The sequence below is a fragment of the Kitasatospora sp. NPDC054939 genome (assembly GCF_053610105.1).
In genome coordinates, this window is the sequence record NZ_JBSGXP010000017.1 from 21,348 (window position 1) to 33,411 (window position 12,064).

Annotated in this window: 11 protein-coding genes; all 11 read left to right on the top strand. The window is 71.5% G+C overall.

What is annotated here, in order from left to right:
• Positions 1–154: 154 nt before the first annotated feature.
• The 11 genes from pdxS to ACWGB8_RS07485 all read left to right on the top strand — a co-directional run bounded on the left by pdxS (position 155) and on the right by ACWGB8_RS07485 (position 11,978).
• Positions 155–1,066, top strand: coding sequence for a pyridoxal 5'-phosphate synthase lyase subunit PdxS (pdxS, locus tag ACWGB8_RS07435; protein ID WP_452211162.1), 912 nt, complete (start codon positions 155–157; stop codon positions 1,064–1,066).
• Positions 1,067–1,153: 87 nt separating this feature from the next.
• Positions 1,154–1,783 carry a pyridoxal 5'-phosphate synthase glutaminase subunit PdxT gene (gene pdxT / locus ACWGB8_RS07440; protein ID WP_452211164.1) on the top strand — a complete coding sequence of 210 codons (630 nt, stop codon included), beginning with the start codon at positions 1,154–1,156 and terminating at the stop codon, positions 1,781–1,783.
• A gap of 78 nt (positions 1,784–1,861) precedes the next feature.
• Positions 1,862–2,620, top strand: a complete 759-nt coding sequence (locus ACWGB8_RS07445) for a YebC/PmpR family DNA-binding transcriptional regulator (RefSeq protein WP_049651428.1) — start codon at positions 1,862–1,864, stop codon at positions 2,618–2,620.
• 148 nt (positions 2,621–2,768) lie between these two features.
• Complete coding sequence (gene ruvC / locus ACWGB8_RS07450) at positions 2,769–3,335, top strand: crossover junction endodeoxyribonuclease RuvC (RefSeq protein ID WP_452211166.1); 567 nt, start codon at positions 2,769–2,771, stop codon at positions 3,333–3,335.
• Positions 3,332–3,943 carry a Holliday junction branch migration protein RuvA gene (gene ruvA / locus ACWGB8_RS07455; protein ID WP_452211168.1) on the top strand — a complete coding sequence of 204 codons (612 nt, stop codon included), beginning with the start codon at positions 3,332–3,334 and terminating at the stop codon, positions 3,941–3,943. The genes ruvC and ruvA overlap by 4 nt, the downstream gene beginning before the upstream one ends.
• Before the next feature lie 65 nt (positions 3,944–4,008).
• The gene (ruvB, locus tag ACWGB8_RS07460; protein WP_452211170.1) at positions 4,009–5,094 is read left to right on the top strand and encodes a Holliday junction branch migration DNA helicase RuvB; all 1,086 of its coding nucleotides are present in this window, start codon (positions 4,009–4,011) and stop codon (positions 5,092–5,094) included.
• Positions 5,095–5,321: 227 nt separating this feature from the next.
• A complete protein-coding gene (yajC, locus tag ACWGB8_RS07465) occupies positions 5,322–5,753 on the top strand; it encodes a preprotein translocase subunit YajC (protein ID WP_452211172.1) in 432 nt (143 codons plus the stop codon).
• A 142-nt stretch (positions 5,754–5,895) separates the two neighbouring features.
• Entirely contained in the window at positions 5,896–7,695 is a 1,800-nt protein-coding gene (secD, locus tag ACWGB8_RS07470; protein WP_452211174.1) for a protein translocase subunit SecD, read from the top strand.
• A 4-nt stretch (positions 7,696–7,699) separates the two neighbouring features.
• Positions 7,700–8,800, top strand: a complete 1,101-nt coding sequence (secF, locus tag ACWGB8_RS07475) for a protein translocase subunit SecF (protein ID WP_452211176.1) — start codon at positions 7,700–7,702, stop codon at positions 8,798–8,800.
• Positions 8,801–8,828: 28 nt separating this feature from the next.
• Complete coding sequence (locus ACWGB8_RS07480; protein WP_452211178.1) at positions 8,829–9,380, top strand: adenine phosphoribosyltransferase; 552 nt, start codon at positions 8,829–8,831, stop codon at positions 9,378–9,380.
• Positions 9,381–9,545: 165 nt separating this feature from the next.
• A complete protein-coding gene (locus ACWGB8_RS07485; RefSeq protein WP_452211180.1) occupies positions 9,546–11,978 on the top strand; it encodes a RelA/SpoT family protein in 2,433 nt (810 codons plus the stop codon).
• Positions 11,979–12,064: the final 86 nt, after the last annotated feature.

The window sequence follows — 12,064 nt, forward strand, 5'->3', positions numbered from 1 at the left end:
GCGGGACCTCTTCAGGGCGTGTCCGAACGACGTCCTGTTCCGGCCTGTTTGTCGTATCCCGTCGGCCGGGATGGACTTGATGGCGCATGGAGAGGGCGTTTCTTCCGCCTACCATAGGGCGATAGCACTGGTTCATCTTCGAGTGAGGTCTCACGTGTCCACCACCCCCACCACCGCAGACCAGCCGCAGATCGGTACCGCCCGGGTCAAGCGCGGCATGGCCGAGCAGCTCAAGGGCGGTGTGATCATGGACGTGGTCAACGCCGAGCAGGCCAAGATCGCCGAGGACGCCGGCGCTGTGGCCGTCATGGCACTGGAGCGGGTCCCGGCCGACATCCGCAAGGACGGCGGCGTGGCCCGGATGTCGGACCCGAACATGATCGAGGAGATCATCGGCGCGGTCTCGATCCCGGTCATGGCGAAGTCCCGTATCGGCCACTTCGTCGAGGCCCAGGTCCTGCAGTCGCTCGGTGTCGACTACATCGACGAGTCCGAGGTCCTGACCCCGGCCGACGAGGTCAACCACTCCGACAAGTGGGCGTTCACCACCCCCTTCGTCTGCGGCGCCACCAACCTCGGCGAGGCCCTGCGCCGCATCGCCGAGGGCGCGGCCATGATCCGCTCCAAGGGCGAGGCCGGCACCGGCAACGTGGTCGAGGCCGTCCGCCACCTGCGCCAGATCAAGAACGAGATCGCCAAGCTGCGCGGCTTCGACAACAACGAGCTGTACGCCGCCGCCAAGGAGCTGCGCGCCCCGTACGAGCTGGTCAAGGAGGTCGCCGAGCTCGGCAAGCTGCCGGTCGTGCTGTTCTCCGCCGGTGGCGTGGCCACCCCGGCCGACGCCGCGCTGATGCGCCAGCTGGGTGCCGAGGGCGTCTTCGTCGGCTCCGGCATCTTCAAGTCGGGCGACCCGGCCAAGCGCGCCGCCGCCATCGTGAAGGCCACCACCTTCTTCGACGACCCGAAGATCATCGCCGACGCCTCCCGCAACCTGGGCGAGGCCATGGTCGGCATCAACTGCGACACCCTGCCGGAGTCGGAGCGCTACGCGAACCGCGGCTGGTAGTCCCCGCCCGACGGCCCGCCGCGCCCCTCACCAGGTGCGGCGGGCCGCTGCGCGCCGTCCGTACGAGAAGTCTGAAGAGGTAGCAACATGTCCACCGGAACCCCGGTCATCGGCGTCCTCGCCCTGCAGGGCGACGTCCGCGAGCACCTGGTCGCGCTGGCGGAGGCCGACGCACTGGCCCGCCCGGTGCGCCGTGCCGAGGAGCTGGCCGAGGTCGACGCGCTGGTGATCCCCGGCGGCGAGTCCACCACCATGTCCAAGCTGGCGCTGCTGTTCGGCGTGATGGAGCCGGTGCGCGAGCGGGTGGCGGCCGGGATGCCGGTGTACGGCACCTGCGCCGGGATGATCATGCTGGCGGACAAGATCCTGGACGGGCGCGACGACCAGGAGACCGTCGGCGGCATCGACATGACCGTGCGCCGCAACGCCTTCGGCCGCCAGAACGAGTCCTTCGAGACCGCGATCCCGTTCAGCGGCCTGGAGGGCGGCCCGGTGCACGGCGTCTTCATCCGCGCCCCCTGGGTCGAGTCGGTCGGCGCGGGCGTCGAGGTGCTGGCCGAGCTGCCCGCCGCGGACGGCCCGGAGAGCCGGATCGTCGCGGTCCGCCAGGGCAACCTGCTGGCCACCTCGTTCCACCCGGAGCTGACCGGTGACCACCGGGTGCACGCCTACTTCGTGCGGATGGTCGAGGAGCACCTCGCGGGCGCCGCACGCTGACCGTGTGCCATCCACCGGTGACGGCACCGGTAAGATCTCATCTGTTCATTTCCCTTTGGCGACGTAAAGGAGCTGGCGATGTCCGGCCACTCTAAGTGGGCTACCACCAAGCACAAGAAGGCCGTGATCGACGCCAAGCGCGGCAAGCTCTTCGCCAAGATGATCAAGAACATCGAGGTGGCGGCGCGCACCGGCGGTCCCGACCCGGCCGGCAACCCGACCCTCTACGACGCCATCCAGAAGGCGAAGAAGAGCTCGGTCCCGATCGACAACATCAACCGCGCCGTCAAGCGCGGTGGCGGTCTGGAGGCCGGCGGCGCCGACTACCAGACCATCATGTACGAGGGCTACGGCCCGAACGGCGTCGCGGTGCTCATCGAGTGCCTCACCGACAACCGCAACCGCGCCGCCTCCGACGTGCGCGTGGCGATGACCCGCAACGGCGGCTCGATGGCCGACCCGGGCTCGGTGTCCTACCTGTTCACCCGCAAGGGTGTCGTCATCGTCCCCAAGGCCGACGGCGTGGACGAGGACAAGCTGTTCGAGGTCGTCCTCGACCAGGAGCCCGAGGAGATCAACGACCTCGGCGACTCCTTCGAGATCGTCTCCGAGGCGTCCAAGATGGTCGCCGTCCGCACCGCGCTGGTGGACGCCGGTGTCGACTACGACTCGGCCGAGGCCAACTTCCTCCCGAGCATGCAGGTCGAGCTGGACGTCGACGGCGCCCGCAAGATCCTGAAGCTGATCGACGCCCTGGAGGACAGCGACGACGTGCAGAACGTCTTCGCCAACTTCGACATCAGCGACGAGGTCGGTGCGCAGCTCGACGCCGAGTGACAGCCCGTGCTCCCCGGCCCGGTGGTCCCGCGACCACCGGGCCGGTGCCGTTCGCGGCGGTCGTTCGAGGAGTCGTCCGGGGCGTTGTCCGACCCGGGCGGTAGCCTTCGCGGGTCGGACGTGCGGTCGGACGGGAGACGGGGTCGAGGTGCGGGTACTGGGTGTGGACCCTGGGCTGACCAGGTGCGGTGTCGGCGTGGTCGACGGTGCGCCGGGCCGGCCGCTGCGGATGGCCGGGGTCGGCGTGGTGCGCACCCCCGCGGACGCCGAGATCGGGCAGCGGCTGCTGCTGGTCGAGCAGGGCATCGAGGCCTGGCTCGACGAGCACCGGCCCGACCTGGTCGCCGTCGAGCGGGTCTTCGCCCAGCACAACGTCCGCACCGTGATGGGCACCGCGCAGGCCAGCGCCGTCGCGATGCTCTGCGCCACCCGGCGCGGCATCCCGGTCACCCTGCACACCCCGAGCGAGGTCAAGGCGGCCGTCACCGGCTCCGGCCGGGCCGACAAGGCCCAGGTCACCGCCATGGTGCAGCGGCTGCTGCGGCTGGACGAGCCCCCGAAGCCGGCCGACGCCGCCGACGCGCTGGCGCTGGCCATCTGCCACATCTGGCGCGGCGGTGCCACCGACCGGATCGCCGCCGCCCTCGCCAAGGCCGCCCCGGCGGCCCCCCGAGCACCGCGCGCCGTCCGAGCACCCCGAGGAGCCGTCCGATGATCGCTTTCGTCCAGGGACCGGTGGCCGCGGTCTCCGCCGGCACCGTGGTGGTCGAGGTGGGCGGGGTCGGCATGGCCGTCCAGTGCACCCCCGCCACCGTCGCCGGCCTGCGGATCGGCGAGAGCGCCCGGCTGGCCACCTCGCTGGTGGTCCGGGAGGACTCGCTCACCCTGTACGGCTTCGCGGACGACGACGAGCGGGCCGTCTTCGAGATCCTCCAGGCCGCGCCCGGGGTCGGTCCCCGGCTGGCGCAGGCGATGCTGGGCGTGCACAGCCCGGACGAGCTGCGCGCCGCGGTCGCCGCGGGGAACGAGAAGGCGCTGATCGCGGTGCCCGGCATCGGCAAGGCCAAGGCGGCGAAGCTGCTGCTGGAGTACAAGGACAAGCTCGGCGCGCCGCACGGGGCGGTGCCCGCCCAGAAGCCGATCGCCGCCGGGCCCGCGCCGTGGAGCGAGCAGCTGCACTCCGCGCTGGTCGGCCTCGGCTACGCCCCGCGGGAGGCCGACGAGGCGGTCGCCGCGGTGACCCCGGAGGCCGAGGCGCAGTCCGTGCCGGACGTCGGCGCCCTGCTGCGGTCCGCCCTGCGCGGCCTCAACCGGGCCCGCTGAGCCGCCCCGTCCGCGGCCCGCCAACCTGACCATCTGTCACCTTGTCGACATTGGAGCCAGCACCGATGAGCCCGTACGACTCCGACCCGGCCGACCGGCTGGTGACGGCCGCCGCCGACGGCGAGGACCAGGCGGTCGAGGCGGCGCTGCGTCCCAAGCACCTGGACGAGTTCATCGGCCAGGAGCGGGTGCGCGAGCAGTTGTCGCTGGTGCTCCAGGCGGCCCGCCAGCGCGGTGCCGCGCCCGACCACGTGCTGCTGAGCGGCCCGCCCGGGCTCGGCAAGACCACCCTGTCCATGATCATCGCAGCCGAGCTGGGCGCCCCGATCCGGATCACCTCGGGGCCGGCCATCCAGCACGCGGGCGACCTCGCGGCGATCCTCTCCTCGCTCACCGAGGGCGAGGTGCTCTTCCTCGACGAGATCCACCGGATGTCGCGGCCCGCCGAGGAGATGCTCTACATGGCGATGGAGGACTTCCGGGTCGACGTGATCGTCGGCAAGGGCCCGGGCGCCACCGCCATCCCGCTGGAGCTGCCGCCGTTCACCCTGGTCGGCGCGACCACCCGGGCGGGGCTGCTGCCGCCCCCGCTGCGCGACCGCTTCGGCTTCACCGGCCACATGGAGTTCTACGCGCCCGCCGAGCTGCAGCGGGTGGTGCACCGCTCGGCCGCCCTGCTGGACGTCGAGATCGACCCGGCCGGTGCCGCGGAGATCGCCGGCCGCTCCCGGGGCACCCCCCGGATCGCCAACCGGCTGCTGCGCCGGGTGCGCGACTACGCCCAGGTGCGGCACGACGGGGTGGTCACCGCGGGGATCGCCGCGCAGGCGCTGGACGTCTACGAGGTGGACGCCCGCGGGCTGGACCGGCTGGACCGAGCGGTGCTGGACGCGCTGCTGCGGCTGTTCGGCGGCGGGCCGGTCGGTTTGTCGACACTGGCGGTCGCCGTGGGGGAGGAGGCCGAGACGGTCGAGGAGGTCGCCGAACCGTTCCTGGTCCGCGAGGGCCTGCTCGCCCGGACCCCGCGCGGGCGGATCGCCACCGCCGCGGCCTGGCAGCACCTCGGGCTCACCCCTCCGGTCCAGACCACGCGGGGCGCGGTGCCGGCCCAGTCGGAGCTCTTCCCGGCCGACGGTGATCCGAACGGGTGAGGATTCCCCCCGTTCCGGATAAGTGCCGCGTGAGGTGAGTCGGCTCACGGGCGGCCCGACCAATACGTGCAGGCGGAGGGTCGCCACTTTCGGCGGCAGGATGCGATGCTTGGCGTTGTCCGATCAGTTCGGGGTCGCCTAGACTCCGCCGGACCGCCCCTCTCACCCGACGGGCCGACCAATACCACAGGCCGCCCGTCGGTGGCCCGTAAAGGACCCTGGCTGCAGTGAACCTCATCATTCTCCTCCTCCCGATCCTCGCGATCGTGCTCATGTTCCGGGCCCAGAAGAAGCGCCAGCAGCAGATGTCGCACATGCAGAGCGCTCTGGAGCCGGGCGCCGGGGTGCGCACCATCGGCGGTCTGTACGCCCGGGTGAAGGCGGTCAACGAGGAGACCGTCGAGCTTGAGATCGCGCCGGGCGTGGTCTCGCACTTCACCAAGAGCGCGGTCGCGGCCGTCCTGGAGCCCTCCGAGTACGACGCGATCATCAACGGCCGCCCGGCCGACGACGAGCTGCCCGTGGACGGCGACGACTCCGACGAGGCCGAGCCGGCCGAGGAGAAGGCGCTGACGCCCGCCAAGGACGGCGCGCTGACGCTCACCAAGGACGGCGCCGACAAGGGCGAAGCCGAGGGCGGGGCTCCCGCGAGCAAGTAGTACGGTCGGGCGCAGTCCGGCCGCGCGGCACCGTGCCGCGAGCCCACAGGACCTCAGGGCCGCGCCCCGCCATGCCCCCGTCCCGCCACGAGCCGGACGGGGGTCCGGTCGGGGGTGGCATGGACAGGGAGAAACGAGCAAGGTGGCAACACCCAAGTCGCGCCCGCGCGACGGCTACCCAGGGAGGGCGCTCGCCCTCATCCTGGTCGTCACCGTCGGACTGGTCGCCCTCATGTTCGGGACGGGCCACACCAAGCCCCGCCTGGGTATCGACCTCGCCGGCGGTACCAGCATCACTCTGACCGCGACGTCGGACGACCCCAAGGCGATCAACAAGACCAGCATGGGCATCGCCGTCGGGATCATCGAGAAGCGCGTCAACGGGATGGGTGTCTCCGAGGCGGAGGTCCAGACCCAGGGCGACCGGAACATCATCGTCAACATCCCCAAGGGCGGTGACAAGCAGACGGCGGCCGACCAGGTCGGCACCACCGCCAAGCTGTTCTTCCGCCCGGTCCTGGCCGTGGCTCCCAGCGGCATCGCGGCCCAGGTGCCGAGCACCGCCCCGTCCGCGAGCGGCAGCGCCACCCCGGGCGCCACCCCCTCGGCGACCGCGAGCACCGGCGCCACCGCCTCCGCGAGCGCCGGCACCCCGAGCGCGAGCGCCACCAAGCAGGGCCGCCCGGTGGGCGAGGCCCTGGCGGCCGACGCCACGCCGTCCGCGACGGCCACGGGCAGCGCCGCCGCCAGCCCGAGCGCCCCGGCCCCCAGCGCCCCCGTCGGCGAGCCGGACCTCTCCGCCGCGATGACCACCGGCACCGTGCCGCCGGAGCTGTCCGCCGCGTTCGCCGCCCTGGACTGCTCCAAGCCCGAGCAGCGGATCAACTACCAGGACCCGGACACCGCCAAGCCGTCCGTCGCCTGCACCGAGAAGCCGGAGGAGGGCGGCGTCTACTACAAGCTGGCCCTCGGCCCGGTCGCCGTGAACGGCTCCGACGTCGACAAGGCGCAGGCCTCCATCGACGTCCAGCAGGGCGGCGGCTGGCAGGTCCAGCTGCAGTTCAACGGCAGGGGCACCGACGCCTTCACTGCGATCACCGGCCAGCTCGCCGCCCAGCAGTCCCCGAACAACCAGTTCGCCATCGTGCTGGACGGCCAGGTCGTCTCCCACCCGTACGTGCGCGGCGCCATCCCCGGCGGCTCCGCGGTGATCTCCGGCAACTTCAAGCAGCCGGAGGCCCAGGACCTCGCCAACATCCTGAGCTTCGGTGCGCTGCCGCTGGAGTTCGCGCAGAGCGACATCACCACCGTCTCCCCGCAGCTCGGCGGCGACCAGCTGCACGCCGGCCTGATCGCCGGCATCATCGGCCTGCTGCTCGTGGTCGTCTACTCGCTGGTCTACTACCGCGGCCTCGGCCTGATCTCGATCGCCGGTCTGGTCGTCTCCGGCGTCCTGACCTACGCGATCATGAGCCTGCTCGGCGCGGCCATCGGCTTCGCGCTGAACCTGCCCGCCGTCTGCGGCGCGATCGTGGCGATCGGCATCACCGCGGACTCCTTCATCGTGTACTTCGAGCGCATCCGCGACGAGGTCCGCGACGGCGCCCCGCTGCGCCCGGCCGTCCAGCGCGCCTGGCCGCGCGCCCGGCGCACCATCCTGGTGTCGGACTTCGTGTCCTTCCTCTGTGCCGCGGTGCTGTACGTGGTCTCGGTCGGCAAGGTGCAGGGCTTCGCCTTCACCCTCGGCCTGACCACCGCGCTCGACGTCGTGGTGATCTTCCTCTTCACCAAGCCGCTGATCACCCTGATGGCCCGCACCAAGTTCTTCGCCAACGGCCACAAGTGGTCCGGCCTGGACCCGAAGCGGCTCGGTGCCCGCCCGCCGCTGCGCAGCAGCCGTCGCCGCAGCTCCTCCTCCTCTGCCGCCGTGAAGGAGGCCTGACGCCATGTCGCGCTTCTCCAACCTGGGCCACCGGCTCTACCAGGGCGAGGTGAGCTTCGACTTCGTCGGCCGCCGCAAGCTCTGGTACAGCATCTCCGCCGTGATCGTGCTGGTCGCCGGCATCGGTCTGGCCATGGGCCTGCACCTGGGCATCGAGTTCAAGGGCGGTTCGGTCTACACGGTCGCCAAGCCGGGCCTGTCGGTCTCGCAGGCGCAGACCGCGGCGGACAAGATCGTCGAGTCGCACCCGCTGGTGCAGTCGACCGAGAACGGCAAGATCCGCATCCAGGTCAGCTCGGAGGAGAAGGTCACCGCGGCGACCTTCACCGAGAAGCTGTCCAAGGAGCTGGACGTCCCGGTCAAGGAGATCGACACCCAGGTGATCGGTCCCAGCTGGGGTGAGCAGATCTCCCAGAAGGCCCTGCTCGGCCTGGTGATCTTCATGGTGCTGGTCACCGTGTACCTGGCCATCGCCTTCGAGTGGCGGATGGCGGTGGCCGCCCTGGTCGCCCTCATCCACGACCTCCTGATCACCATCGGGGTGTACGCCCTGGTGGGCTTCGAGGTCACGCCGGGTACGGTGATCGGCTTCCTGACGATCCTCGGGTACTCGCTCTACGACACGGTCGTCGTCTTCGACACCGTGAAGGAGAACACCCGCGGGATCACCAAGCAGAACAAGCTCACCTTCTCCGAGGCCGCCAACCACGGCCTCAACCAGACCCTGGTGCGCTCCATCAACACCACCGTGGTGGCCCTGCTGCCGGTGGCGGCGCTGCTCTTCATCGGCGGCGGCCTGCTGGGCGCCGGCACCCTGAACGACATCTCGCTCGCGCTGTTCATCGGCCTCGCGGCCGGTGCCTACTCCTCGATCTGCGTGGCCACCCCGCTGTACGCGCAGCTCAAGGAGGAGCAGCCGGAGATCAAGGCGCTCACCAAGCGGGTCGCCCAGCGCCGCGCGGCGGACGCCAAGGCGGCGGCCGAGCGGACCGGGGCCGGCGAGGACGAGGAGATCGCGGACGAGGACCTGCCTGCGGGTATGGTCGGTCAGCGAGGCCGATCGGCCGGGACCACCCGGGCCCGGCGGTCGTCCGGCAAGCGCTGACCACTCCCCACAGGTGAGGACCCCCTTCGTGACCACCGCCGACACCGCCCTGGCCGAGCTGCTGAACAGCCGGATCCGGGACGTCCCGGACTACCCGAAGCCCGGCGTGCTGTTCAAGGACATCGCGCCGCTGCTCGCCGACGCCGAGGCCTTCGGCGCCCTCACCCGGGCGCTGGCGGACCGGGCGGCGGCGCTCGGGGCGACCAAGGTGGTGGGCCTGGAGGCGCGCGGCTTCGTGCTGGCGGCCCCGGCGGCCTTCGCGGCCGGGCTCGGCTTCGTGCCGATCCGCAAGCAGGGCAAGCTGCCCGGCGAGGTCTTCCGCCGCTCGTACGAGCTGGAGTACGGCTCGGCGACGCTGGAGGTCCAGTGCGACGCCTTCGCGCCCGGTGAGCGGGTGCTGGTGGTGGACGACGTGCTGGCCACCGGCGGCACGATCGGTGCCTCGCTGGACCTGGTGAAGGAGGCCGGCGCCGAGCTCGCGGGCGTCGTGGTCCTGATGGAGCTGGGCTTCCTGGACGGCCGGGAGCGGCTGGCCGGGCACCTGGGCGACGCGCCGCTGGAGACGCTGGTCACGGTCTGAGCAGGACATCGGAGGGCGGCGGTCGGATCATCCGACCGCCGCCCTCCGCGTGTCCCCACCCAGGCGGCTGAACACCCGGCGGCCGGGCTCGGTACCATGAAGGTTCATCCCCTCCGGTAGCGCGAGCCCCGCGGGGGGCAGGCCCCAGTGCCCCGAGGAGTGTCCTTGCCCGACGAGGTTGTGCCCACGGCCGCATCGGCCGCCCCCGACAACCGTCCCACGCCCTCGGGGGCCACCCCGGTACGCCCGGCGCCGACCTCCTCGCGGCCGCTGGCCCCCGCCCTGCGCCCGTCGAGCCCCGGCGGCATGCGTGCCCGCCTGGCCCGCCTCGGCGGCCAGCGCTCCAGCGTGCTCAACCCCGTGCTGGAGCCGCTCTTCCGCTCCATCCGGGCCAACGACCCCAAGGCCGACCCGGCCCTGCTGCGCGACATCGAGAAGGCGTACGCGGTCGCCGAGAAGTGGCACCGCGGCCAGAAGCGCAAGAGCGGCGACCCGTACATCACCCACCCGCTGGCGGTCGCCACCATCCTCGCCGAGCTCGGCATGGATGCCCCGACCCTGATGGCCGGGCTGCTCCACGACACCGTCGAGGACACCGACTACGGGCTGGAGACCCTGCGCAAGGACTTCGGCGACTCGGTGGCCCTGCTGGTCGACGGCGTCACCAAGCTGGACCGGGTCAAGTTCGGCGAGGCCGCGCAGGCCGAGACCGTCCGCAAGATGGTCGTCGCGATGGCCAAGGACCCGCGGGTCCTGGTGATCAAGCTGGCCGACCGCCTGCACAACATGCGCACCATGCGCTACCTCAAGCGGGAGAAGCAGGAGAAGAAGGCCCGCGAGACGCTGGAGATCTACGCCCCGCTGGCGCACCGGCTGGGCATGAACACCATCAAGTGGGAGCTGGAGGACCTCGCCTTCGCGATCCTCTACCCCAAGATGTACGACGAGATCGTCCGGCTGGTCGCCGAGCGCGCGCCCAAGCGGGACGAGTACCTGGCGACCGTCATCGACCAGGTCCAGGGCGACCTGCGGGGCGCCCGGATCACCGCCTCCGTCACCGGCAGGCCGAAGCACTACTACTCGGTCTACCAGAAGATGATCGTCCGGGGCCGGGACTTCGCCGAGATCTACGACCTGGTGGGCATCCGGGTCCTGGTCGACACCGTCCGCGACTGCTACGCGGCGCTGGGCACCATCCACGCGCGGTGGAACCCGGTGCCGGGGCGGTTCAAGGACTACATCGCGATGCCCAAGTTCAACATGTACCAGTCGCTGCACACCACGGTGATCGGTCCCGGCGGCAAGCCGGTCGAGCTGCAGATCCGCACCTTCGACATGCACCGCCGGGCCGAGTACGGCATCGCGGCGCACTGGAAGTACAAGCAGCGCGCGGTGGCCGGCGCCTCCAAGGTCCGTACCGACACCCCGACCCAGACCCGCAAGGACGACAAGGCCGGCGCCGTCAACGAGATGGCCTGGCTGCGGCAGCTGCTCGACTGGCAGAAGGAGACCGCCGACCCCAGCGAGTTCCTGGAGTCGCTCCGCTTCGACCTGGCGAGCAACGAGGTCTTCGTCTTCACCCCCAAGGGCGACGTCATAGCGCTGCCGGCCGGCGCCACCCCGGTGGACTTCGCCTTCGCCGTGCACACCGAGGTGGGCTACCGCTGCATAGGCGCCCGGGTCAACGGACGCCTGGTGCCGCTGGAGTCCACCCTGGAGAACGGCGACGCGGTCGAGGTCTTCACCTCCAAGGCGGAGAACGCCGGACCCTCCCGGGACTGGCTGGGCTTCGTCAAGTCGCCGCGCGCCCGCAACAAGATCCGCGCCTGGTTCTCCAAGGAGCGCCGCGAGGAGGCGATCGAGCACGGCAAGGAGGCCATCGCCCGGGCGATGCGCAAGCAGGGCCTGCCGATCCAGCGGATCCTGACCGGCGACTCGCTGGTCACCCTGGCCCACGAGATGCGCTACCCCGACATCTCCTCGCTCTACGCCGCGATCGGCGAGGGCCACGTCGCCGCGCAGAACATCGTCCAGAAGCTGGTCCAGGCGCTGGGCGGCGAGGACGGGGCCACCGAGGACCTCGCCGAGACCGCCACCCCGACGCACGACAACCGGCGCGCGGCGCGCCGCCGGGCCAAGGGCGACCCGGGCGTGATCGTCAAGGGCGTGGACGACGTCTGGGTCAAGCTCTCGCGCTGCTGCACCCCGGTGCCGGGCGACCCGATCGTGGGCTTCGTCACCCGCGGCAACGGCGTCTCGGTGCACCGCGCCGACTGCGTCAACGTGGACGCGCTCAGCCAGCAGCCCGAGCGGATGATCGACGTCGAGTGGGCGGCCACCCAGTCCTCGGTGTTCCTGGTCGCCATCCAGGTCGAGGCGCTGGACCGCTCCCGCCTGCTGTCGGACGTCACCCGGGTGCTGTCCGACCAGCACGTCAACATCCTCTCGGCGGCGGTCCAGACCTCCCGCGACCGGGTGGCGATGAGCCGCTTCACCTTCGAGATGGGCGACCCCAAGCACCTGGGCCACGTCCTGAAGGCCGTCCGCGGCGTGGAGGGCGTCTACGACGTCTACCGCGTCACCTCGGCCCGCAAGTAGTACCCCGGGCGGCGCCGCCCGCGGTACCGGCACACGGCGAAGGGCCCGGGTTCAGAACCCGGGCCCTTCGCCGTGCGTGCCGTACG